Origin of the sequence: Streptomyces venezuelae, assembly GCF_008642335.1 — a bacterium.
GTDB classification, from domain to species: domain Bacteria; phylum Actinomycetota; class Actinomycetes; order Streptomycetales; family Streptomycetaceae; genus Streptomyces; species Streptomyces venezuelae_F.
In genome coordinates this window covers 3,336,959-3,360,582 of record NZ_CP029191.1, presented here as the reverse complement: position 1 = coordinate 3,360,582, position 23,624 = coordinate 3,336,959, and the positions used below count along the sequence as shown (strand labels likewise).

Sequence of the window (23,624 nt, the reverse complement as noted above, 5' to 3'; positions counted from 1 at the left end):
GGGCGCCGAGAGCTGTCCTCTTGCGCGGAACTGCGGTAGATGCCGGGCGCCACTGCGAGGGCGCCTCGACCGCCATACGGTCGCGCCAGCTCTGCTTCAGGCAGAGTTGGTTCGATCAGGTGCCTTTATCGTACAGGGGGGAGTCCCATTGGCACCTGTGATTACAGCCGATGAGACCCCCGCCACCTACGATTAGTGCTTTTCTCCGTCGGTTCCCAGCCAGCTGGCCAGCTTTCCGCCGTGGCCGACCGCGCGCAGCCGCTTCTCGGCGGCGTCCCGCACCGGGTCGGTCGCCACCACCAGGAGCTCGTCGCCGCGCCGCAGGACCGTCGTCGGCAGCGGCACGAACGATTCGCCGTCGCGGACGACGAGCGTGACCGCGGACCCCGTGGGCAGCCGCAGCTCGGCCACCTCGACGCCGTGCATGCGCGATTCGCCGGGGATGGCCACCGACAGCAGATGGCCCTGGAGCCGCTCAAGGGGCGCCGACTCGATGCCGAGGTCGGCGGCCTCCGAGGAGTCGCCCAGACGCAGTTTCCTGGCCAGCCAGGGCAGCGTGGGGCCCTGGATGAGGGTGTAGACGACGACCAGGACGAAGACGATGTTGAAGATGCGCTGGCTGTCCTCGACGCCGTTCACCATGGGGATCGTCGCCAGGATGATGGGCACGGCGCCGCGCAGTCCGGCCCAGGACAGCAGGGCCTTCTCCGGCCAGGGCACGCGGAACGGCAGCAGGCTGAGGATGACTTCCAGGGGGCGTGCGACCACCGTCAGGACCAGGCCGATGACGATCGCGGGCCAGGTGTCGTCGAGCAGGTCGTGCGGGGTGACCAGCAGGCCGAGCAGGACGAACATGCCGATCTGGGCGAGCCAGCCGAGGCCTTCGGCGAAGCCGCGGGTGGCCGGCCAGTGCGGCAGCCTGGCGTTGCCGAGCACCATCGAGGCGAGGTAGACCGCGAGGAATCCGCTGCCGTGTGCCATGGCGCCCGCGGCGTACGCGGCGACGGCGATGGCCATGACGGCGATGGGGTACAGGCCGGACGCGGGCAGCGCCACGTGCCGCAGGCCGTAGGCGCCGAGCCAGCCGACGGCGAGGCCTATCGCGGCGCCGATCGCCAGCTCCAGGGCGATCTCGCCGAGCAGTACGTACCAGTCGTCCACCGGCCCCGCCGTGGAGAACGCCACGACGAGGATCACCACAGGGGCGTCGTTGAACCCCGACTCCGCTTCCAGGACACCCGTCACGCGCGAGGGAAGCGGCACCTTGCGCAGCACCGAGAAGACCGCGGCCGCGTCCGTGGACGAGACCACCGCGCCGATGATCAGCGCCTGCCGCCACTCCAGACCCACGAGGTAGTGGGCGCCCGCCGCGGTGATGCCGACGCTCACCGCGACGCCGACGGTCGACAGCACGGCCGCCGCGGGCAACGCGGGTTTGATCTCTTTCCACTTCGTCCCGAGGCCGCCCTCCGCGAGGATCACGACCAGGGCGGCATAGCCGATGACCTGCGTCAGTTCGGCGTTGTCGAAGTGGACGTCGCCGATGCCGTCCTGGCCCATGGCGATGCCGATGCCCAGGTAGAGCAGGAGGCTGGGGAGCCCGCTGCGCGACGAGATGCGGACCGCCGCGACGGCGACGAGCAGAACGAGCGAGCAGACGAGCAGGAGCTGGTTGAGGTGGTGGACAGTCAGGGGCCGTTCCTTCCTCCGTGAAACCGCGTACTACGTAGGAGTCCTCTGTGCAGTCGAGTACTACGTAGGAGTACTTCGTTACCTTACCTAATTGTTAACGCTTTCTTGACGCCGTCGAATGACTATTCGATCTCATAGGGGCCTGGTTCCTGACTCCGCGTCCGGAGCGCCAACGCCCTGCGCCTATGGTTGCTCCTGCGCTCCCAGAGCCGCCCAAGTCGACAGCACAGCCCGCCCTGCCGCTCGCGTAAGGACAGCAAGGACAGCGATGCCCTCCAACACCAACGCCTCTTCCGGTCATAAGTCCGGCAAGAAGAAGGGGCGCCGAGCCCGACTCGTCGTGATCGTCCTGGTCCTGGCCATCGTCGGAGGCATCGGCTTCGGCGCGTACTGGAGCGTCAGCACCGTGCGCGCCTCCTTCCCACAGACCAAGGGAACGATCAAGCTCGACGGGCTCGCGGGGCCCGTCGACGTGAAGCGCGACGGGAACGGAATCCCGCAGATCTACGCCGAGTCGGACGCGGATCTCTTCATGGCCCAGGGCTTCGTCCAGGCACAGGACCGCTTCTGGGAGATGGACGTCCGCCGTCATATGACCTCCGGGCGGCTCTCCGAGATGTTCGGGAAGAGCCAGGTCAAGACCGATGAGTTCCTGCGCACGCTCGGCTGGCACCGGGTGGCGAAGAAGGAGTACGACTCCAAGCTCTCGCCGGAGACGAAGAAGTACCTCCAGGCGTACGCCAAGGGAGTCAACGCCTACCTCGCCGGCAAGGACGGCAAGGACATCTCCGTCGAGTACGCGGCGCTCGGCTTCGAGAACGACTACAAGCCGCAGGAGTGGACCCCCGTCGACTCCGTGGCGTGGCTCAAGGCCATGGCCTGGGACCTGCGCGGCAACATGCAGGACGAGATCGACCGCTCGCTGATGACGAGCCGCCTCGGTCCGTCGCAGATCAAGGACCTGTACCCCGAATACCCGTACAAGCGGAACAAGCCCGTCGTGCGGGAGGGCGCCTACAGCAGCGTCACCGGGAAGTACGACCCCGACGCCGAGCCCACGGGCACGGGCTCGGGCACCGGCACGGGTACGTCCGGAACCGGCACCGGAACCGGCGGCACCGGAACCGGCGGCACAGGCACCGGTGGCACCGGGACCGGCACAGGCACAGGCACGAGCACCGGCGGCGCGGCCGGTACGGGCCTCGCGGGCGGCACCCAGGCCCCCAACACGCTGCAGTCGCAGCTCAACGGCGTCTCCGGCGCCCTGGAAGAGGTCCCGGACATCCTGGGCCCGAACGGCAACGGCATCGGCTCGAACTCCTGGGTCGTCTCCGGCAAGCACACCATCACCGGCAAGCCGCTCCTCGCGAACGACCCGCACCTGGCGCCGCAGCTGCCCTCCGTCTGGTACCAGATGGGCCTGCACTGCCGGTCGGTCTCCGAGAAATGCCAGTACGACGTCTCGGGCTACACGTTCTCCGGCATGCCGGGCGTGGTCATCGGCCACAACAAGGACATCGCCTGGGGCATGACGAACCTCGGCGCCGACGTCACGGACCTGTACCTGGAGAAGTTCACCGGGGACGGCTACCAGTACGACGGCAAGGTGAAGCCCTTCGTCTCCCGCGAGGAGACCATCAAGGTCGCCGGCGGCAAGGACAAGAAGATCACGGTCCGCGAGACCAACAACGGACCGCTGATCTCCGACCGCGACGACGAGCTGGTGAAGGTCGGCAAGAAGGCCGGCGTGGACACCGCGGCCCCCGACCGGGGCGACGGCTACGGAGTGGCGCTGCGCTGGACCGCGCTGAACCCGGGCAAGTCCATGGACGCCGTCTTCGAGCTGAACAAGGCCAAGAACTTCACGGAGTTCCGCAAGGCGGCCGCTTCTTTTGAAGTGCCGTCCCAGAACCTGATCTACGCCGACACCGACGGCAACATCGGCTACCAGGCGCCCGGCCGGATCCCCAAGCGCGGCAAGGGCGACGGTTCGCTCCCCGCGCCGGGCTGGGACCGTGCGTACCGCTGGACCGGCTACATCCCGCAGGACGCGCTGCCCTACGAGTACAACCCGAAGCGCGGCTACATCGTCACCGCCAACCAGGCCGTGATCGACGACCGCGACAAGGCCGACTACCCGTACAAGCTCACCTCGGACTGGGGCTACGGAGCGCGCAGCCAGCGGATCGACGACCTCATCCAGTCGAAGATCAAGAACGGCGGCAAGGTCTCCACCGAGGACATGCGCCTCATGCAGATGGACAACAGCAGCGAGATCGCCAAGCTGCTCGTGCCGAGGCTGCTGAAGATCGACGTCAAGGACAAGTACGTCCGCGAGGCGCAGAAGCTCCTGGAGGGCTGGGACTACACCCAGGACGCCGACTCCGCGGCCGCCGCGTACTTCAACTCGGTCTGGCGCAACATCCTCAAGCTGGCCATCGGCAACAAGCTCCCCAAGGAGCTGCGCGTCAAGGGCCAGTGCCTGACCGTCGAGCCGGCCGGCAACACCGGCCCGGCCGACGAGGGCAAGAAGGTCCGTGAGTGCGGTGAGCGCGACGCCGACTCGGCCCAGCCGGACGGCGGCGACCGCTACTACGAGGTGATCCGCAAGATCATCGACGACGAGACCAACGCCTGGTGGAAGTCGCCGGCGACCCGCACCGACGAGGAGACCAAGACCCGCGACCAGCTGTTCGCGCGGGCCCTGGAGGACGCGCGCTGGGACCTGACGGCCAAGCTCGGCAAGGACGTCGACAGCTGGAGCTGGGGCCGTCTGCACCGGCTCGAGCTGAAGAACCAGACGCTCGGAACCGAGGGTCCCGGCTGGCTGCAGTGGGTCCTGAACCGCGGCCCGTGGAACCTCGGCGGCGGCGAGGCGGCGGTCAACGCGACCGGCTGGAACGCGGCGGGCGGCTACGGAGTGCTCTGGGTGCCCTCCATGCGCATGGTGGTGAACCTGAAGGACCTCGACAAGTCCAAGTGGATCAACCTCACCGGCGCGTCGGGACACGCCTACAACGACCACTACACCGACCAGACGGAGAAGTGGACCAAGGGCGAGCTGCTGCCGTGGGCGTTCTCGGACAAGGCGGTCGAGGGCAGCACGAGCGACAAGCTGGTCCTGCGCCCCTGAGGACCGGGTACGGCACATCCTGAAAGGGCCCTCCACGCACGCGTGGAGGGCCCTTTCGGCAATACCGGTGCTCAGCAGAACCGTCGTGCCCCCGACGGCGACACGACGGCGTGCACCGGCCGGTCGTGCTCCTCGTCGGGGAGGTGCGCGACGACTTCGGAGTCGTACAGGAGCACCACGAGCGCGGGATCGGCGGCCGCGCGCTCCAGCCGCGTGAGGACGCGGTCGTACGATCCGCCGCCCCGCCCGAGCCGCATCCCGCGCGCGTCCACGGCGAGGCCGGGGAGCAGCACGGCGTCCGCCTCCAGGACGGCGTCCGGCCCGAGGCGCGGCCCTGACGGCTCCAAGAGGGCCATCTTCCCGGGATGTTGTACGCGGGTCAGGGAGCGGGCCCCGTCGTACGCGCCCCAGTCCAGGTCGTTGTCCGGGAGCAGTACCGGCAGCAGGACGCGGGTCCCGCGCGCGTGGAGGGCGTCGAGCAGGGGACCGGTGCCGGGTTCGCCGCCCACGGACACGTACGCGGCGACGGTCCGCGCGTCGGCGAGCTCCGGCAGGTCGAGCGCGCGGTCGGCGAGAACCGCGGCCGCCTTCCGCGCGTCATCCTCAGTCAACCCGCTTCTCACCGTGAGGAAGCCTCGTCGCAACGAGCGCTTGGTTGGCTGTCCGTCGGCCTCGGTACCGCTGGTTCCGTTCATGGGGATCTCACAATTCCTTCCTGGTCGGCGCATATGCCGACGAATAAGCCGGACCCACAGATTCCACACATACGCACCGGATATGGTGACGGCATGACTGAGTCTCACCCCCCCCACGGCCGGATCACCAAGGCGGTCATCCCTGCCGCAGGTCTCGGCACGCGCTTCCTGCCGGCCACCAAGGCCACGCCGAAGGAGATGCTGCCGGTCGTCGACAAGCCGGCGATCCAGTACGTGGTCGAGGAGGCCGTCTCCGCGGGTCTCGACGACGTCCTCATGATCACGGGCCGCAACAAGCGCCCGCTGGAGGACCACTTCGACCGCAACTACGAACTGGAGTCGGCCCTCCTGAAGAAGGGCGACGAAGCACGCCTCGCCAAGGTCCAGGAGTCCAGCGACCTCGCGACGATGCACTACGTCCGCCAGGGCGACCCCAGGGGGCTCGGTCACGCCGTCCTGTGCGCCGCTCCGCATGTCGGCAACGAGCCGTTCGCCGTGCTCCTCGGCGACGACCTGATCGATCCGCGCGACCCCCTGCTCGCCCGCATGGTCGAGATCCAGGAGAGGCACGGCGGCAGCGTCATCGCCCTCATGGAGGTCGCCCCCGAGCAGATCCACCTCTACGGCTGCGCCGCCGTCGACGCCACCGAGGACGGCGACGTCGTCAAGGTCACCGACCTGGTCGAGAAGCCCGACGTCGCCGACGCCCCGTCGAACTACGCGATCATCGGGCGCTACGTACTCGACCCCGCCGTCTTCGGCATACTGCGCAAGACCGAGCCGGGCCGCGGCGGCGAGATCCAGCTCACCGACGCCCTGCAGCAGCTCGCGGCGGACGAGAAGGTCGGCGGCCCGGTGCACGGCGTCGTCTTCACGGGCCGCCGCTATGACACCGGCGACCGCGGCGACTATCTGCGTGCCATTGTCAGACTCGCGTGCGAACGTGAAGATCTGGGACCGGACTTCCAGTCCTGGCTTCGCAGTTACGTCACCGAGGAGATGTAGCACTTTGAGCAGCAGCATGACGACACCGCCCACCGGCCAGAACACGTTCTGGTCGGTGGAGGAGCATCTGGACGACATCCTCGAAGCCGTCCGCCCGCTCGAACCCATCGAGCTCCAACTCCTGGACGCGCAGGGCTGCGTCCTGGTCGAGGACGTGACGGTGCCCGTCTCGCTGCCGCCCTTCGACAACAGCTCCATGGACGGGTACGCGGTACGGGTCGCCGACGTCGCGGGCGCGAGCGAGGAGTTCCCCGCCGTCCTCACGGTCGTCGGCGACGTGGCCGCGGGCGCGGGCGCACAGCCCACCGTCGGCCCCGGCGAGGCCGCCCGCATCATGACCGGCGCCCCGCTGCCGCCGGGCGCCGAGGCCGTCGTCCCCGTGGAGTGGACCGACGGAGGCCTCGGCGAGGGCCCCGTCTCCGGAATGCGCGCCCACAGCGCCGCCCCTGAGGGCGCGTCGGGCGAGGTCCGCGTGCACCGACCCGCCGCGGCACGCGCGCATGTGCGGGCACGCGGCAGCGACGTCCAGGCGGGCGACCGCGCGCTGGCCGCGGGCGCCGTCCTCGGCCCCCCGCAGATCGCCCTGCTGGCCGCGATCGGCCGCGGCACGGTGAAGGTGCGCCCCCGCCCGCGCGTGGTCGTCATGTCCACCGGCAGCGAACTGATCCAGCCGGGCGAACAGTTGGTGGACGGCCAGATCTACGACTCCAACAGCTTCGCCCTCACCGCCGCGGCCCGCGACGCCGGAGCCATCGCCTACCGCGTGGGTGCCGTCGCCGACGACGCCGAGACGCTGCGCTCCACCATCGAGGACCAGCTGATCCGCGCCGACCTCATCGTCACCACGGGCGGCGTCAGCGTGGGGGCGTACGACGTCGTGAAGGAAGCCCTGTCCGCCATCGGAGACCCCGACGCCGAGGACGGCATCGGGGCGGGCAGCGGCGTCGAGTTCCGGAAGATCGCCATGCAGCCCGGCAAGCCCCAGGGCTTCGGCTCCATCGGCCCCGACCACACACCGCTGCTCGCGCTGCCGGGCAACCCGGTCTCCTCGTACGTCTCCTTCGAGCTCTTCGTGCGCCCCGCGATCCGCACCCTCATGGGCCTGCCCGAGGTGCACAGGACCACCACGCGCGCGCAGCTCCTCTCGGACAAGCCCCTGTCCTCCCCCGAGGGACGCCGGCAGTTCCTCCGCGGGAAGTACGACGCCGAGGCGGGCCGCGTGACACCCGTCGGGGGCTCGGGATCGCATCTGATCGCCGCCCTCGCGCACGCGGACGCGCTGATCGTCATCCCTGAGGACACCACTTCCGTCGAGCCCGCAGCGGACGTCGAGGTGGTCCTGCTCGGCTGAGAAGGCCGCCCGCGCGGTACCGTGTCGCGCACAACAGGCCCGCGCGCCGCACCGCGCGGGGCCCGGACCGGGAGCGCCAAGCACATGACCGCGATTTCCCGGGGGAACACCCCCGGAGCCCCTGAGCAGCAGCGACTGACCCACATCGACGAAGCGGGCGCCGCCCGCATGGTCGACGTGTCCGCCAAGGACGTCACGGCGCGCACCGCCCGCGCCAGCGGCCGCGTCCTGGTCTCCCCGCGCGTGATCGAGCTGCTGCGCGGCGAGGGCGTGCCCAAGGGAGACGCCCTGGCGACCGCGCGGATCGCGGGGATCATGGGGGCCAAGCGCACCCCGGACCTGATCCCGCTCTGCCACCCGCTGGCCGTCTCCGGAGTGAAGCTCGACCTCTCCGTGGCGGACGACGCCGTGGAGATCCTCGCCACCGTGAAGACGACCGACCGTACGGGCGTCGAGATGGAGGCCCTCACCGCGGTGAGCGTCGCCGCCCTCACCGTCGTCGACATGGTCAAGGCCGTCGACAAGGGCGCGGTCATCACGGACGTACGGGTCGAGGAGAAGACCGGCGGCAAGTCCGGGCACTGGCAGCGCGACGACGAGCCGTCCGGGGAGCAGGCATGAGCGGTCAGGATCTCGACACGTCGGCCGGCGGCGCGCTGCCCGCGCCGTACAGCGCGCTCGTCGTGACCGCCTCCAACCGTGCCGCCGCCGGGGTCTACGCCGACAAGGGCGGCCCGATCCTCGCCGAGGGCCTGACCGCGCTCGGCTTCGCCGTCGACGGACCGCAGGTCGTCCCCGACGGCGACCCCGTCGAAGAGGCCCTGCGCGCGGGCGCCGAGGCCGGCTACGACGTCATCCTGACCACCGGCGGCACCGGCATCTCGCCCACCGACCGCACCCCCGAGGCCACCCGCCGCGTCATCGACCACGAGGTGCCGGGCATCGGCGAGGCGATCCGGGCGTACGGCAGGGAGAAGGTCCCCACGGCCGTCCTCTCGCGGGGACTGGCCGGGGTCGCGCGCGGAACGCTCATCGTGAACCTGCCGGGCTCCACCGGAGGCGTACGCGACGGTCTCGCCGTCCTGGAGCCGCTTCTGAAGCACGCCGTCGACCAGCTGCGCGGCGGCGACCATCCCGGCCCGCCGGGGGGTGCGAGCTGAACGGCTCCTCCTGGCCCGTCGAGCTGACGGACGGCGACATCGCCCTCCGTCCCATAAAGATGCGCGACCAGCGGGCCTGGCGCGAGGTCAACCGGCGCAACCGGGACTGGCTGCGCCCCTGGGAGGCCACGATTCCGCCGCCCACCCCGAGCGGCCCGATCGTGCACCGCCCCACCTACCGGCAGATGGTCCGCCATCTGCGCGCCGAGGCCAACGCGGGCCGGATGCTGCCCTTCGTCGTCGAGTACCAGGGCCGCCTCGTCGGACAGCTGACGGTCGCCGGGATCACCTGGGGCTCGATGTGCTCGGGCCACGTCGGCTACTGGGTCGACCGGTCCGTCGCGGGTCGCGGGGTCATGCCGACCGCCGTCGCGCTCGCCGTGGACCACTGCTTCCGTTCGGTCGGGCTGCACCGTATCGAGGTCTGTATTCGCCCCGAGAACACACCGAGCCGACGGGTCGTGGAGAAACTCGGATTCCGCGAGGAGGGTCTTCGCCCGCGGTATCTGCACATTGACGGAGCGTGGCGCGATCACCTCGTCTTCGCACTCACGGCCGAAGAGGTGCCGGAGGGTCTGGTGCGCCGCTGGCACGAGGCGCGACCTCGCAGGACGGCGTAGGGGCTGGTCCGGACCTGTGCACCGCCTCGGCCGGTTCTCGACCCCGGGAAATGAAATAAGTGTTCGAAATTGAACTCCGAACGACCGTCTGAGGCGCGTATGAGACTTGTCTCAGGCATTAATTTCCCGCTCTCGGCGGCCGGTTGATCGCACCAGTCACAAAAAAAGTTCGAGATATCAGCCAGATCGTGCGACACACCGGCGCAATTGGCAGATGGCCTCACACAAACCCCTCTACCGTGTGAGCGTGAGCAGCAGCGGCCTCATCTACGCAGTCATCGTCGGGGCCTGGGCCGCCTACTTGGTGCCGATGTGGCTCCGTAGGCAGGACGAGCTGAACGAAGCCCGTCCGACGGAACGCTTCAGCACCGCCATCCGGCTGCTGTCCGGACGGGCGGGGATGGAGCGCCGATACGCCAAGGACCTGCAAGCGCGCTCGCCCGAGGAAGGGGAGTCGCACGACGATCCGGACGGCATCACCGGCTCGGTGGACGTCCGGTCCTTCGTCGCGCCCCTGACCGAGCGCGGGCTCGAACGGGATCCCGGACGGGAGCGGGAGCGAGAACCCGCGCGAGAACCCGAACGTGAGCGCGCACCCGTGCGCGAGCGGGAGCCCGTACGGCAGCGGAGGCGTGAACCCGCGCCCGCGACCGGCGCGCCGTCCCGCGAGACACCCGCGCAGCGCGCCGCGTCGGCCGAGGCCGCCGCGCGTGCCCGGCGCACCAAGGTGCTCGCCCGCCGCCGCCGTACGACGGTCCTCCTCTTCCTCGCCTTCACCATCGGCACGATCGTCGCCGCGGTCGGCGGGCTCGCCTTCCTGTGGGCGCCCGCCGTGCCCGCCGTGCTCCTGAGCGCGTACATCGTCTATCTGCGCGGCCAGGAACGGCGCCGCTTCACGTACACGATGGACCGGCGCAGGGCCGAGGTCGCGGCGCAGCGGCTCCGCGAGCGGCAGCCCCGGCGCAGGCCGGCGGAGCCGACGGCCGACGAGACGGCGGAGGAGGGCCCGGCGTCCGAGACGGAGACCGGTCTCTCGGCGCTCGCCGCGGACCGCCGCGCCCTCGTCGAGCAGACCGACCACGCCGAGTGGGTCGACCAGCAGCGCGAGCGGCAGCGCGGCCCCGGGCGCGGCGACAGCTGGGACCCGGTCCCGGTCCCGCTGCCGACGTACGTGACCGCGCCCGTCGCCCCGCGCGCCACCGGCAGCGTCGACCTGGGCGCGCCCGACGCGTGGAGCGCGGCCCGCTCCAGCACGGCGGAACCGACCGCCGAGCCCGCGGCCGAACGCGAGGCGGGTCGCGGCGACATCGACGCGGCCGACGGCTCCGACGCCGCCGGCGGCCGCAGCGACAAGCGCCGGGCGGCGTCCGCGCGGCGGGCCCGCGAGCGCGGCCGCACGCCGCTCTTCGACCAGTACGAGGACGGCGACCGGCCGCGCGCGGCGAACGAGTGAGGGATCGAGGGGTCCCCCTGGGCTGACCAGCCAGGAACGGATTTCCAAGCACCCCGATCGGGATGCTAGAGTTTCACTCGTTGCAAGGGCCTGTGGCGCAGTCTGGTAGCGCACCTCGTTCGCATCGAGGGGGTCTGGGGTTCAAATCCCCACAGGTCCACTGCACATGAGATCCCGTCCAGTTCATCGAACTGGGCGGGATCTTTGCGTTGCCGCCACCGCCCCCGGTTCACCACGTGTGGTTGCTCTCCACGTGTGATGTGCGTCTCGCTGGATACATTTGATCCATGCTGTCCCCTTTGCGGGTTTCCGTCGCGTTCGCTGCCGTGCTGGCCCTTGGCGGGTGTGTCGCCGAGCCTCGGGGGCTGTATGTGGAGGGGCCCGCGTTGCAGCCTTCGCGGGTGGCGGGGCCCGTCTACATCGCGGACGCGGCCGGTGTCGCGTTGCAGCAGCCGACGTCGGCTCAGCTCACCGAGTACGTCGTGGTCTCGCAGTTGAGCTGGCGGGACTGGGGCGGGCCGACCGCGCGGGCCACCGGGAAGCTCGGCGGGCCCTGGTGCAGGTCCAGGTGCTCCGACGATCCGTACGACGCGACGCTGACGCTCAGCGGGCTCGAACAGCAGGAGCGGATGGCGTACTACCGGCGGGCGACCGTCGAACCGAAGAAGCCGGAGAGCCTTCCCGCGGCGGCGGTGAACGTGCAGTTCCAGGGGATCCGGCTGTCGATCCCGGACGTCTGAGGGTGCGGGGAACGGGAACGGCATGGGACTTCGTACCAAGATCGGTATCGCCATCGCGGGCACCGCCGCGCTGGTGTCCGTCGTGATGGGGCTGCTCGTCCACCACCGCACCGTCGAGGCGCAGTACGCGGGTGCGCGCAGCCAGATCGGGGACCGGCTGCAGACCGCCGTGCAGGACCACGCGGCCGGGGTCGACGGGGACCGTACGCTCATCGACCCCGTCGACCTGCCGGGGCCGCTCGCCGGGGCCGTGGCGAACGGGCGGTGGGGCGTCTATCTGGACCGGACCGGGCGCATTCCGCAGCTGTGGGCGGCCACCAAGTACGGCAAGGAGGTCATCGCGCTGAAGCGGCCCTACGACAGGGAGGCGGAGACCGTACGGGACCTGGACCGGGTGCTGTGGATCTCGGGCGGGTTCGGGACCGCGCTCGCCTGTGCCGCCGGGCTGCTCGTCGCCACCAGGCTCGGACGGCGGCTCAGGACCAAGGCCGGGGCGGCGCAGCGCATCGCGGAGGGCGATCTGACGGCGCGGCTGCCGCTGCGCGGCAAGGACGAGATCACTCAGTTGGCGTCCGCCGTGAACACCATGGCCGACGCGCTCGCGGCCCGGCTGCAGGCCGAGCGCGAGGTGACGGCGAACATCGCGCACGAGCTGCGCACCCCGGTGGCCGGCATGGTGACGGCGGCCGGGCTGCTGCCGCCGGGGCGCCCCTCCGAACTCGTCCAGGAGTCCGCGGGGCGGCTGCGGGAGCTCGTCGACGACGTCATCGAGGTGGCGCGGCTCGACGGGGCGGGGGAGCGGGTCGCGGCCGAACCCGGCGAGCTCGGAGCGCTCGTGCGCAGGTCGGCGGCCGCCGGGGCCGCGGGTGCGGACGGTGTGACCGTCTCCGTCGTGCGGGACGTGCGCGTCGTGACGGATCCGCGGCGCGTGGAGCGGATCGTCGCCAACCTCGTCAGTAATGCGCTGCGGCACGGGGCGGCGCCGGTGACGGTCGAGGTCGACGGCGGGGTGGTGCGGGTGCGGGACTCCGGGGGCGGCTTTCCGGAGTCCCTGCTGTCCGGTGGGCCGCAGCGGTTCCGGAGCGGGTGCGGGGAGAAGGGCGTGGGCCTCGGGCTCGGGCTGACCATCGCGCAGGGGCAGGCGCAGGTCCTCGGGGCGGGGCTGCGGTTCGGCAATCCGGCGGGGGGCGGGGCCGAGGCCGTGCTCGATCTGCGGTCGGCCGTGAGGGCGTAGCGCCGGGGCCGGGTTACAGGAACTTCTCGTAGCAGCGGCTCAGGTCGTCGAAGCGGTAGAGGCCGAACTTCTCCGCGGCGGGGGTGTAGCCGCTGGAGGTGTAGAGGGCTATCGCCTCGGGCTGCTTCGTGCCCGTCTCCAGGACCATGCGGACCCGGCCCGCCGCCTTCGCGTCGGCCTCAAGGGCCGCGAGTATCCGGCGGGCGAGGCCGAGCCCGCGGGCCTCCGCGGTGACGAACATCCGCTTCAGTTCGGCGTCGCCGTCCCGGTAGTTCTCGTCGCGCCCGGTGGTCCCGTCCATGCCGCGCCAGCCGCCCGTCGCCAGTGCGGTGCCCTGCTCGTCGTACGCGATGAAGTAGCGGCCGCGTGGCGGCTCGAACATGGTCGGGTCGAGGGGTGTGACGTCCCCCTCGTCGCCGTAGCGCTCCGCGTACTCGAGCTGGACGAGGTCGTTGAGCCGGACCGCGTCGGGGTGCGCGAACGTGACGGTGCGCAGGTGTATCCCGGCGGGGGTGACGGTGGCGGCGGGGTTCGTCTGGATAGTCATGCGCTCCATCGTACTTCTATGCGTTCCCGGTGGTGGGTGTGGTGGGTGTGGTGACGGCGGTGCCGGACCAGTGTGCCGGTAAGGGCCGGTATCGTGCCGGGATGCTCACTGTGACCAGCGTGAATGTGAACGGGCTGCGCGCCGCCGCCAAGAAGGGCTTCGTCGAGTGGCTCGCCGACACCTCGGCCGATGTGGTGTGCCTCCAGGAGGTGCGCGCCGAGGAGCACCAGCTGCCCGACGAGGTGCGGGCCCCCGAGGGCTGGCACGTCGTGCACGCGCCCGCCGCCGCCAAGGGGCGCGCCGGTGTCTCGCTGTACACGCGCCGTGAGCCGGACCGGGTGCGGGTCGGCTTCGGGTCGCAGGAGTTCGACGGCAGCGGCCGGTACGTCGAGGCGGATCTGCCGGGCGTCACCGTGGCCAGCCTGTACCTGCCCTCGGGCGAGGTCGGCACCGAGCGGCAGGACGAGAAGGTCCGCTTCATGGACGAGTTCCTCGCCTATCTGAAGGAGCTCAAGGTGCGCGCCGCCGCCGACGGGCGCCACGTCGTCGTCTGCGGCGACTGGAACATCGCCCACAAAGAGGCCGACCTCAAGAACTGGAAGGGCAACAAGAAGAACTCCGGGTTCCTGCCGGAGGAGCGCGCCTGGATGGACGAGGTCTTCGCGGAGTACGAGGACGTCGTGCGGGCGCAGCACCCGAACGTCGAGGGCCCCTACTCGTGGTGGTCCTACCGCGGGCGCGCCTTCGACAACGACACGGGCTGGCGCATCGACTACCAGGTCGCGACGGCGGGGCTCGCCGAGCGCGCGCTGAAGGCGTACGTGGAGCGCGCCGCGAGCCACGGGGAGCGGTGGAGCGACCACGCGCCCGTCACGGTGGTCTACGACCTGTAGGGGCTACGCCAGGTGGGTGTCTGACGCCGGGACACGGTCACAAAGTCCGGTAGAAGGCTGTCCCGGGGCCGGGCGGCATGGCAGATTTCGGTCGCGTACATGCGTCGCGTACATGACCAACTGCCGAGCTGTCAGGGGGACTTCATGCCGACCGTGCCCAGACCTGAGAGGCCTTCCAGACGTGCCGTCGTGCTGGGTGCGGCCGGCGCCGGGATCGCGGCGGTGCTGCCCGCCACGCGCGCGTACGCGGCGGGCGGCGACGGCGGGGTTCCCGTCGGTACGCCGCCCGTACTGCTGACGGAGCAGGCGTCCAAGCGGCTCCTCGTGCTCGACCCGCGGCGCCGCGTCTGGGACCCGGCCGCCGACCCGTCCGTCGTCCGCTGGGAGTTCTCGCCCGTCGGCGACCCCCGCTACAAGGACCTGCTGCCCGACGTGAGCTGGGTCTACCCGTGCGAGGCGAAGGCGCGGCTGCACCGGCGGCACACGTACGTCCTGACGACGGCGTCGTTCGGATTCGTGGCCGTCGTCCACCATCCGACCGGGAGGCGGTATTGGGGCACGGCCATCGGGCCCGGCGACGACCTGTTCAACCCGCACAGCGCCGAGATCCTGCCCGACGGGAACGTGGCCGTCGCGTGCAGCACGGGCGCGCGGGTGCGGCTGTACGCGGCGTCGCAGGGGCCGCGGGCCACGCGGTACGCGGAGGCTGAGCTGAAGGGGGCGCACGGGCTGCACTGGGACGGGGTGCGGGGCGTGCTCTGGGCGCTCGGTGACGACGAGCTGGTGACGTACGAGGTGGGCGGGACGGCCGCGCGGCCGACGCTGGAGCGGACGTACGCGGTCGGGCTGCCGGTCGGCACGCCGGGGAAGACCCCCGGGGGGCACGACCTGTCCCCCGTCGCCGGGCGGCCGGGGCGGCTGTGGGTGACGACCAACGCGGCCGTCTTTCAGTACGAGATCAAGTCCCGAACCTTCGTACGGGACTTCGCCGGGGCCGCGGAGATCTCCCGGAAGTCCGTGAAGGCCGTCGGCGACGATCCGCGGACCGGGCAGGTCCTGACCACCGTCCCGGAGCCCGGTCTCGGGGAGACCTGGTGGACCACGACGGTGAGCGTGCACCGCCCGGAGTCCGCCTACAAGCTGGTCGACGGCGGCATCTACAAGGCGCGTTGGTGGCTGCCTGCCTGAGTCCGGTCAGGTCAGGATTCCTTGAGGCGGCGGTCCAGCGCCATCGACAGCTCCGCCTCCACCACGCTCTTGGCGAGCGGACGCAGCTGGTCGATGTCGACGTCCGCCGTGTCGGGCGTGTGGGTGCGCATGACGGTGATGAACAACTCCGCGAGCGCGTCGGCGTGTTCGCGTACGCGCTGGCCCGCCTCCAGGACGGCGGCCAGCGGAACCCCCTTGCGCACGAGGGTGGATGACGCGTCGAGCAGGCGGCGGCTGATGTGGACGAGCTCGTCGCCGTCCGTGCCGAGGTAGCCGAGGTCCAGGGCCGCGACGAGGTTCTCGGGGGTGACCTCGCCCGCGAAGTGGTCGGCGAGCTCCTCGGGCGTGAGGCGGACCGGCTGCTCCTCGGTCGGCTCGCCGAGGCCGAGGAGCTCGCCGACGTCGCGGCCCTTGTCGAAGGCGTCGGCGAGCTCGGCGATGCCGTTCAGGGTGTGGCCGCGCTCCAGGAGGGCGGCGATCGTGCGGAGTCTGGCCAGGTGGTGCTCGTCGTACCAGGCGATGCGGCCCTCGCGGCGGGGCGGCGGGATCAGGCCGCGCTCGCGGTAGAAGCGCACGGTGCGCACGGTGATGCCGGCCTCCTCGGCCAGCGCCTCCATACGGAACTCGCGTACGCCGCCGTCCGGCGTGCCCCCGCCCGCGCCGCCGGGGGCCGTGTGCCCGGCTCCGACTTCTCGTTCGTCTGCCACACGGGAAGCCTATCCGGGCGCCTGACGGCGATACCGCCGGTAACTTTCCCCCGCCGAACCCCTACCCATGAGTACGCGACTGCCCTACTCTCCCAATTGCGCCAGTAGACACTGGCAGGGTTCAGGTACTTCCGGGAGGCGGCGGAATGACAGAGCACGAGCACGTACGGGTGGCGGTGATCGGATCCGGCTTCGGCGGCCTCGGTGCCGCCGTGCGGCTGCGCCGCGAGGGCATCACCGACTTCGTCGTACTGGAGCGCGCCGGCGCCGTGGGCGGCACCTGGCGCGACAACAGCTACCCGGGCTGCGCCTGCGACGTGCCCTCGCACCTGTACTCGTTCTCCTTCGCGCCCAACCCGGACTGGCCCCGCACCTTCTCCGGCCAGGAGCACATCCGCGCGTACCTGGAGCACGTCGCCGACACCTTCCGGCTCCGCCCCCATCTGCGCCTCGACACCGAGGTGAAGCTGATGACCTGGGACGCCGAGCAGCTGCACTGGGTGATCGAGACCAGCAACGGCACCTACAGCGCCGACGTCGTCGTCTCCGCCACCGGGCCGCTCTCCGACCCCAAGACCCCGGACATTCCCGGCCTCGACACGTTCCCCGGCAAGGTCTTCCACTCGGCCCGCTGGGACCACGACTACGACCTCGGCGGCAAGCGCGTCGCCATGATCGGAACCGGCGCCTCCGCCATCCAGATCGTGCCCGAGATCCAGCAGAAGGTCGGCAAGCTCACCCTCTTCCAGCGCACGCCCCCGTGGGTGATGCCGCGCGCCGACCGCGCCATCACCGGCGCCGAGCGCTGGCTGCACAAGCAGCTCCCGTTCACCACGCAGGCCAGGCGCGGCCTCCTGTGGGGCATCCGCGAGCTGCAGGTCCAGGCGTTCACCAAGCGGCCCAACGAGCTCGGCATGGTCGAGCAGATCGCCAAGCGGAACATGCACCGGGCCATCAAGGACCCGGCGCTGCGGGCCAAGCTGACGCCGACGTACCGCATCGGCTGCAAGCGCATCCTGCTCTCCAACACGTACTACCCGGCGCTCGCGCAGCCCAATGTCGACGTCGTCGCCAGCGGTTTGAGCGAGGTCCGCGGCAACACCGTCGTCGCCGCGGACGGCACGGAGACCGAGGTCGACGCGATCATCTTCGGCACCGGCTTCCACGTCACGGACATGCCGATCGCCGAGCGCGTGGTGGGCGACGAGGGCCAGACCCTCATGGAGAGCTGGAAGGGCGGCATGAACGCGCTGCGCGGCGCGACCGCGGCCGGCTTCCCCAACTGGATGACGATCATCGGCCCGAACACCGGGCTCGGGAACTCCTCCATGATCCTGATGATCGAGTCGCAGCTGAACTACATGGCCGACTACCTGCGCCAGCTCGACGTCCTCGGGGGCCGCGCCGCCCTCGCCGCGCGGCCCGACTCCGTCAGCGCCTGGAACCACCGCGTCCAGGAGCGGATGAAGCGGACCGTGTGGAACACCGGCGGCTGCAACAGCTGGTACCTCGACGAGAACGGTGTCAACACGACCGTCTGGCCCGGTACGACCACCGAGTTCAGGGCGGCGACGCGGCGCGTCGACCTCTCCGAGTACGAGGTGGTGCGGCCCCCGAAGCCGCAGCCCGCGGCACCGGGCTCCCGCAAGGCCAAGAAGGTCGAGGCCGGGGCATGAGCCGACTGACCCACGTGACGAGCGGCCCCTACGCCCCGCCCGTCGCCGCCCGCGAGGTCACCGCCGTCTCCGCGGACGGCGCCCGCGTCCACGTCGAGGTGCACGGCCCCGAAGGAGCACCCGCCGTGGTGCTCGCCCACGGGTGGACCTGCTCGACGGCGTTCTGGGCCGCGCAGATACGTGACCTCTGTACCGACCACCGCGTCATCGCGTACGACCAGCGGGGGCACGGGCGCAGCGTGGCTCCCTCGGCCGCCGACGGGTACAGCACGCGGGCCCTCGCCGACGACCTCGAAGCGGTGCTCGCGGCGACGCTCGCGCCGGGCGAGAAGGCCGTGCTCGTGGGGCACTCCATGGGTGGCATGACGATCATGGCCGCGGGCGGCCGCGCCGGGGTGCGGGAGCACGCCGCGGCCGTCCTGCTGTGCAGCACGGGGAGTTCGGCGCTGGTCGCCGAGTCGCTGGTCGTGCCGCTGCTGCGGGCCGGGCGGGCGCGGACCCGGATCACGCGCTCCGTGCTCGGCTCGCGTGCTCCGCTCGGGCCCGTCACGCCCGTGGCCAAGCGGATCCTCAAGTACGCGACGATGGGCCCCGGCGCCGGGCCCGAGAAGGTCGAGGCCTGCGCGCGGATCGTGCACGCCTGCCCCCGGGACGTGCGCCACGGCTGGTCGAGCGTCCTCGACGCGCTGCAACTGGACGTCGAGGTCGGCGCGTTGCAGACGCCTACGGCCGTGATCGCCGGGACGTCCGACCGCCTCACTCCCGTCGTGCACGCGCGGCGCATCGCCGCCGCCCTGCCGGAGTGCCTGGGGCTCACCGAGCTCCCCGGGATCGGACACATGACACCCATCGAGGCGCCCGAGGCCGTCACCGGACGGATCAGGGAGATCGTCGGAACGTACGTACAGGTCAAGGAGGGCGCATGAGCAGGGTCAGCCTCGAAGGACAGGTCGCGGTCGTCACGGGAGCGGCGCGCGGAGTCGGTGAACTGCTCGCGCGCAAGCTGTCGGCGCGCGGCGCGAAGGTCGCCCTCGTCGGCCTGGAGCCGGACGAGCTGAAGAAAGTGTCGGAGCGGCTGCACACCGAGTCCGCGCACTGGCACGCCGACGTCACCGACCACACGGCGATGGCGCAGGTCGCGCAGGAGGTCAAGCAGCACTTCGGCAAGGTCGACATCGTCGTCGCCAACGCGGGCGTGGCCAGCGGCGGCCCGTTCGTGGAGTCCGACCCGGACGCGTGGCGCCGCGTCATCGAGGTCAACCTCATCGGCAGCGCGGTGACGGGACGGGCCTTCCTGCCCGTCCTGATGGAGAGCCGCGGCTATCTGCTGCAGATCGCGTCGCTCGCCGCGATCACTCCGGCCCCGATGATGACGGCGTACTGCGCGTCGAAGTCGGGCGTGGAGGCGTACGCGCACGCGCTGCGGGCCGAGGTCGGCTACAAGGGCGTGAAGGTCGGCGTCGGCTATCTGTCCTGGACCGACACGGACATGGTGCGGGGCGCCGACCAGGACGACGTGATGCGGGAGTTGCGGCAGCGGCTGCCGTGGCCGTCCAACAAGACGTATCCGCTGGGTCCCGCCGTGGACCGGATCGCGGCGGGCATCGAGCGCCGCTCCAGCCATGTGTACGCGCAGTGGTGGCTGCGGGGCATGCAGGGCATCCGCGGCTATCTGCCCGCGGTGATCGGGTCGGTCGGCCAGCGCGAGATGAAGCGGTTCGAGCCGCGGCTCGGCAGCGTGTCGACGGGGCTCGTCGGGGCGGGCGGTTCGGCGGACGAGCAGGCGCGCGCGGTGAGTTGATCCGGCGGGCGGCAGCGGGAACGGCAGAGGCCCCCGGCGTCCCGGGGGCCTCCTTCGCACGAGCTACACGTCAGGCGTCGTAGTCCCGGTCGAACTTGTCCTGCTGCTCCTGCGCGGCCTCCCGGGCCTGGTCCGGAGCCTGCGAGGACCGCTCACTCGCCTCGTCACGGGCCTGCGAGGCGCGGTCGCGCGCCTGGTCGCCCTTCTCGCCCATGGAGCCCTTGGCCTTGTTGGCGAGGTCCTGAGCCTTGTCCTGGAACTGGTCCTTGATGCCCATGCGATTCTCCCGTTTCTGGGTGAGGGGGATGGGGCCTCGACCAGATTTACACGACCGGACATTTCACGCATTTCGATCATGTGGGGCCCTGCGTACGGGGCTTCACGGCCGGGGCGGCAGCGGCGGACGGCGTCGGTCGGGCACGTCCGAGTGGTCCGGGGGCGAGGCCGCCGGGTTCTGCTCCAGGAGGTCCAGCGCGAGCTGCACCGCGTCGTCGAGCTGCGCGTGCCGCCCCTCCGCCCAGTCCAGCGGGGTGCGCAGGATGTCGAGGTCGGGGCTGACGCCGTGGTTCTCCACGCCCCAGCCGTACGCGTCGAACCAGCCCGCGTTCATCGGCACCGTGATCACCGTGCCGTCGCCGAGCGTGTGCCGCCCGGTCATGCCGACCACACCGCCCCATGTGCGCTGCCCCACGACGGGCCCGAGCCCGAGCAGCTTGAAGGCCGCCGTGATCATGTCGCCGTCGGAGGAGGTGGCTTCGTCGGCGAGCGCGACCACGGGCCCCCGGGGCGAGTTCGAGGCGTACGACACCGGCTGGGCGTTGCGTGTCAGGTCCCAGCCGAGGATCCTGCGCGTCAGCTTCTCGATGACGAGCTCGCTGATGTGGCCGCCCGCGTTGCCGCGCACGTCCACGATGAGCGCGGGCCGCGACACCTCCAGGCGCAGGTCCCGGTTGAACTGCGCCCAGCCCGAGCCGCCCATGTCGGGGATGTGCAGGTAGCCGCACTTGCCGCCGCTCAACTCCCGTACGACGTCGCGGCGTTTGGCGACCCAGTCCTGGTAGCGCAGGGGGCGTTCGTTGATGAGGGGGACGATCGCGACCCGGCGGGCCCGCCCCTCGCCCTCGGGTTCGAAGGTCAGCTCGACCGTGGTGCCGCCCGCCGCCGAGAGCAGGGGGTAGGGGCCGGTGACCGGGTCGACCGGGCGGCCGTCGATGTGGGTGAGGACCGCGCCCTCCCGGATGCCCGCGCCGGCGAGCGGGGAGCGCGCCTTGGAGTCGGAGGAGTCGCCGGGCAGGATCCGCTTGACCATCCAGCCGTCGTCCCTGCGCACGAGGTTGGCGCCGAGGAGGCCCATGGCGCGCTGGTAGTGGGGCGGGCCCTCGTTGCGGCGGGCGGGGGAGACGTACGCGTGGGAGGTGCCCAGTTCGCCGAGGACCTCGCGGAGCAGGTCGGCGAACTCGTCCGGGGACGCGACCCGTTCGACCAGCGGCCGGTACTGCGCGAGCACGCCGTCCCAGTCGATGCCGGACATCCCGGGGTCCCAGAAGTAGGCGCGGATGATCCGGCCCGCCTCCTCGTAGGCCTGGCGCCACTCGGCGGCCGGGTCGACCTCGTGCAGGATGCGGCGCAGGTCGATCCAGACGGTCGTGTCGACGTCGCCGACCTCGGTGGAGGGCACGGCGCTCAGGTCGCCCTCGTCGACGACCACGAGCCGCGACCCGTCGCCGCTGGGCGCGAACCAGTCGAGGTGGTCGACGAGCTGGGACTTCTTGGCCTTGGTGATGTTGAAGTACTCGAGGGTGGGGCGTCCTGACATGTCGGCGGGGTTCACGAAGGTCTCGCCGAGCGCGCCCGAGATCGGCCAGCGCAGCCAGACCAGGCCACCGCCGCTGACGGGATGCAGCGCCGAGTACTTCGACGCGGAGACGGGGAACGGCGTGACCCGTGACTCCAGGCCCTCGATCTCCACGATGGTGGTGCCGTCGCCCCCGCTGCCCTCGGCCGGGTCGAGGCCGCCCGCGGCGGGCCGCCCGTCGGGCAGCAGGGCGAACGGGGACGGGGTCGCCGACGACAGCGGTACGAGATAGGGGCGGCAGCCGAGCGGGAAGGACAGGTCGCCGGTGTGCACGTCGTAGACCGGGTCGAAGCCGCGCCAGGAGAGGAAGGCGAGGTAGCGGCCGTCGCGGGTGAAGACGGGGTTCTCGTCCTCGAAGCGGCCGTTGGTCACGTCGACGATCGCGCGCATGCCGGGGCCCGCGATACGGGCCAGTTTGATCTGGCGCAGGGAGCGGCCGATGCCGGGGTGCGACCAGGTCAGCCAGCAGCCGTCGGGGGAGAAGGCCAGGTCGCGGACGGGTCCGTTGATGGAGCGGATCAGCTCGGTGACCTCGCCGTCGGACTCCTCCGTGACGTCGATGAGGAGCAGGCGGCCGTCGTTGGAGGCGATGGCCAGGCGCTCGCCGTCGCGGTCGGCCACCATTTCCTGGACGCGGCCGAGCTGCCCGCTCGCCAGCCTGCGCGGGTCGCGGGCGCCGCTGGCCCGGGGCAGGTAGGCGATCTCGACGGCGTCCTCGCCGTCGGCGTCGGTGACGTAGGCGACCTGGCCGCCCTTGCCGAGCATCTCGGGCAGCCGGACGCGCACGCCGGGGGTGTCGTGGATGGTGCGGGCCGGGCCGTCGCGGTGGGTGAGCCAGTAGAGGGAGCCGCGGACGACGACGGCACTGGCCCGGCCCGTCGTGTCCACGGAGAGCGCGTCGACGTGCTGGGCGGCCGGCACCTGGTAGATCCGCCGCCCGGCGCGCGGCCCGCCGAGCCGCACGTCGAGCCTGCGGGGCACGGAGTCCGCCGCGAGGCCGTCGACCAGCCAGACGTCGCCCGCGCACTGGTAGACGACGCGGGTGCCGTCACTGGACGCGTGGCGGGCGTAGAACGTGTCGTGGTCGGTGTGGCGGCGCAAGTCGGAGCCGTCGGGCAGGCAGGAGTAGAGGTTGCCGACGCCCTCGTGGTCGGAGAGGAACGCGATGCGGCCCGCGACGAACATGGGGGAGTCGAGGTGCCCGTCGAGGTCGGCGAGGATCTGCTCGCCGTGCACCCACAGGCGGCCGGTCGCGCCGCCCCGGTACCGCTTCCAGGCCGCGGGTTCGTGCGGCGGTTTGCCCGTCAGGAGGAGGGTCTTGCGCTCGCTGTCGCCGTCGGCGAGCGAGTCGGTGATCGCGATGTCCCAGACCGGGCCCCAGGGCAGCTTGCCGCCGGGGGAGCCGTCGGTGGGCACGCTGTAGGCCCAGCAGAAGTACGAGAAGGGCTGGCCGTGCGAGGAGACGGCGAGGATGTCGCCGTCGGGGGACCAGCCGCAGACCCGGGTGTCGGTGCTGCCCCAGTACGTGAGGCGCCGCGCGGGTCCGCCGTCCACGGGTGCGAGGTGGATCTCCGGGTCGAGGCTGCGCCAGGTCGTGTACGCGATGTGGCGGCCGTCCGGCGAGAACCGGGGGTGGCCCACCTTCGTACGGTCGACGGTGAGCCGCCAGGCCCGGTCGGCGGGTGAGCCCGCGGAGGAGAGGGGCGCCACCCACAGGTCGTCCTCGGCCGCGAAGCAGAGGCGATCGCCGCTGAGGTGCGGAAAACGCAGGTAGGCGTGGTCGTCCTGGAGGTCGTCGCGCTCGTCGGTCACCTCACCATGCTTTTCCGCTCGGAGGGCGGCGGCAACTTGTG

20 protein-coding genes and 1 tRNA gene are annotated in these 23,624 nt (G+C 71.3%); 15 read left to right on the top strand and 6 right to left on the bottom strand.

The genetic code is table 11. The annotated features are described in order from the left end of the window. Window positions 1-192 precede the first annotated feature (192 nt). Window positions 193-1,692 (bottom strand): potassium/proton antiporter, encoded by a 1,500-nt coding sequence (locus tag DEJ49_RS14990; RefSeq protein ID WP_150184582.1) that lies wholly within the window; start codon window positions 1,690-1,692, stop codon window positions 193-195. Between the two features lie 268 nt (window positions 1,693-1,960). On the opposite strand from DEJ49_RS14990, the gene DEJ49_RS14985 reads away from it, so the two are divergent. Beyond that, entirely contained in the window at window positions 1,961-4,825 is a 2,865-nt protein-coding gene (locus DEJ49_RS14985; RefSeq protein WP_150184581.1) for a penicillin acylase family protein, read from the top strand. Window positions 4,826-4,896: 71 nt separating this feature from the next. Here the strand turns inward: DEJ49_RS14985 and DEJ49_RS14980 are convergent, their stop codons facing one another. Further along, complete coding sequence (locus tag DEJ49_RS14980) at window positions 4,897-5,520, bottom strand: 5-formyltetrahydrofolate cyclo-ligase (protein WP_150184580.1); 624 nt, start codon at window positions 5,518-5,520, stop codon at window positions 4,897-4,899. A 93-nt stretch (window positions 5,521-5,613) separates the two neighbouring features. On the opposite strand from DEJ49_RS14980, the gene galU reads away from it, so the two are divergent. The 9 genes from galU (at window position 5,614) to DEJ49_RS14935 (ending at window position 13,083) form a co-directional block, all read left to right on the top strand. Continuing rightward, window positions 5,614-6,525: a UTP--glucose-1-phosphate uridylyltransferase GalU gene (gene galU / locus DEJ49_RS14975; RefSeq protein ID WP_150184579.1), complete on the top strand. Its 912-nt coding sequence runs from the start codon at window positions 5,614-5,616 to the stop codon at window positions 6,523-6,525. 16 nt (window positions 6,526-6,541) lie between these two features. Continuing rightward, on the top strand, window positions 6,542-7,876 hold the full coding sequence (glp, locus tag DEJ49_RS14970; protein WP_150188248.1) for a gephyrin-like molybdotransferase Glp: 1,335 nt from the start codon (window positions 6,542-6,544) through the stop codon (window positions 7,874-7,876). A gap of 84 nt (window positions 7,877-7,960) precedes the next feature. After that, window positions 7,961-8,497, top strand: a complete 537-nt coding sequence (gene moaC, locus DEJ49_RS14965) for a cyclic pyranopterin monophosphate synthase MoaC (protein ID WP_150184578.1) — start codon at window positions 7,961-7,963, stop codon at window positions 8,495-8,497. Next, on the top strand, window positions 8,494-9,036 hold the full coding sequence (locus DEJ49_RS14960) for a molybdenum cofactor biosynthesis protein B (RefSeq protein ID WP_150184577.1): 543 nt from the start codon (window positions 8,494-8,496) through the stop codon (window positions 9,034-9,036). Before moaC ends, DEJ49_RS14960 begins: the two co-directional genes overlap by 4 nt. A gap of 59 nt (window positions 9,037-9,095) precedes the next feature. Continuing rightward, window positions 9,096-9,656 (top strand): GNAT family N-acetyltransferase, encoded by a 561-nt coding sequence (locus DEJ49_RS14955; protein WP_150184576.1) that lies wholly within the window; start codon window positions 9,096-9,098, stop codon window positions 9,654-9,656. 247 nt (window positions 9,657-9,903) lie between these two features. Next, window positions 9,904-11,109 carry a gephyrin-like molybdotransferase receptor GlpR gene (glpR, locus tag DEJ49_RS14950; protein WP_150184575.1) on the top strand — a complete coding sequence of 402 codons (1,206 nt, stop codon included), beginning with the start codon at window positions 9,904-9,906 and terminating at the stop codon, window positions 11,107-11,109. A gap of 86 nt (window positions 11,110-11,195) precedes the next feature. Beyond that, window positions 11,196-11,269: transfer RNA gene (locus tag DEJ49_RS14945), tRNA-Ala, on the top strand. Between the two features lie 127 nt (window positions 11,270-11,396). Beyond that, complete coding sequence (locus DEJ49_RS14940) at window positions 11,397-11,849, top strand: hypothetical protein (protein ID WP_150184574.1); 453 nt, start codon at window positions 11,397-11,399, stop codon at window positions 11,847-11,849. A gap of 22 nt (window positions 11,850-11,871) precedes the next feature. Further along, the gene (locus DEJ49_RS14935; RefSeq protein ID WP_150184573.1) at window positions 11,872-13,083 is read left to right on the top strand and encodes a sensor histidine kinase; all 1,212 of its coding nucleotides are present in this window, start codon (window positions 11,872-11,874) and stop codon (window positions 13,081-13,083) included. Window positions 13,084-13,096: 13 nt separating this feature from the next. Here the strand turns inward: DEJ49_RS14935 and DEJ49_RS14930 are convergent, their stop codons facing one another. Continuing rightward, window positions 13,097-13,630 carry a GNAT family N-acetyltransferase gene (locus DEJ49_RS14930; protein WP_150184572.1) on the bottom strand — a complete coding sequence of 178 codons (534 nt, stop codon included), beginning with the start codon at window positions 13,628-13,630 and terminating at the stop codon, window positions 13,097-13,099. Window positions 13,631-13,731: 101 nt separating this feature from the next. Here DEJ49_RS14930 and DEJ49_RS14925 point away from each other — a divergent pair, with 101 nt between their 5' ends. Both DEJ49_RS14925 and DEJ49_RS14920 read left to right on the top strand, forming a co-directional pair. Then, entirely contained in the window at window positions 13,732-14,523 is a 792-nt protein-coding gene (locus DEJ49_RS14925; protein ID WP_150184571.1) for an exodeoxyribonuclease III, read from the top strand. 189 nt (window positions 14,524-14,712) lie between these two features. Next, the gene (locus DEJ49_RS14920; protein WP_223832840.1) at window positions 14,713-15,711 is read left to right on the top strand and encodes a DUF6528 family protein; all 999 of its coding nucleotides are present in this window, start codon (window positions 14,713-14,715) and stop codon (window positions 15,709-15,711) included. Window positions 15,712-15,722: 11 nt separating this feature from the next. Here DEJ49_RS14920 and DEJ49_RS14915 read toward each other — a convergent pair whose 3' ends face one another. Then, a complete protein-coding gene (locus DEJ49_RS14915; RefSeq protein WP_150188247.1) occupies window positions 15,723-16,349 on the bottom strand; it encodes a MerR family transcriptional regulator in 627 nt (208 codons plus the stop codon). A gap of 236 nt (window positions 16,350-16,585) precedes the next feature. On the opposite strand from DEJ49_RS14915, the gene DEJ49_RS14910 reads away from it, so the two are divergent. The 3 genes from DEJ49_RS14910 to DEJ49_RS14900 are packed head-to-tail and all read left to right on the top strand — an operon-like array spanning window position 16,586 to window position 19,916. Next, window positions 16,586-18,115, top strand: coding sequence for a flavin-containing monooxygenase (locus tag DEJ49_RS14910; protein WP_150184569.1), 1,530 nt, complete (start codon window positions 16,586-16,588; stop codon window positions 18,113-18,115). After that, the gene (locus tag DEJ49_RS14905) at window positions 18,112-19,041 is read left to right on the top strand and encodes an alpha/beta fold hydrolase (protein ID WP_150184568.1); all 930 of its coding nucleotides are present in this window, start codon (window positions 18,112-18,114) and stop codon (window positions 19,039-19,041) included. The genes DEJ49_RS14910 and DEJ49_RS14905 overlap by 4 nt, the downstream gene beginning before the upstream one ends. Then, complete coding sequence (locus DEJ49_RS14900; protein WP_150184567.1) at window positions 19,038-19,916, top strand: SDR family oxidoreductase; 879 nt, start codon at window positions 19,038-19,040, stop codon at window positions 19,914-19,916. Before DEJ49_RS14905 ends, DEJ49_RS14900 begins: the two co-directional genes overlap by 4 nt. Before the next feature lie 70 nt (window positions 19,917-19,986). On the opposite strand, the gene DEJ49_RS14895 is transcribed toward DEJ49_RS14900, so the two are convergent. Together DEJ49_RS14895 and DEJ49_RS14890 are read right to left on the bottom strand one after the other, a co-directional pair. Further along, window positions 19,987-20,193 carry a hypothetical protein gene (locus DEJ49_RS14895; RefSeq protein WP_150184566.1) on the bottom strand — a complete coding sequence of 69 codons (207 nt, stop codon included), beginning with the start codon at window positions 20,191-20,193 and terminating at the stop codon, window positions 19,987-19,989. 102 nt (window positions 20,194-20,295) lie between these two features. After that, window positions 20,296-23,583, bottom strand: a complete 3,288-nt coding sequence (locus tag DEJ49_RS14890) for a S41 family peptidase (protein ID WP_223832839.1) — start codon at window positions 23,581-23,583, stop codon at window positions 20,296-20,298. Between the last annotated feature and the right edge of the window lie 41 nt (window positions 23,584-23,624).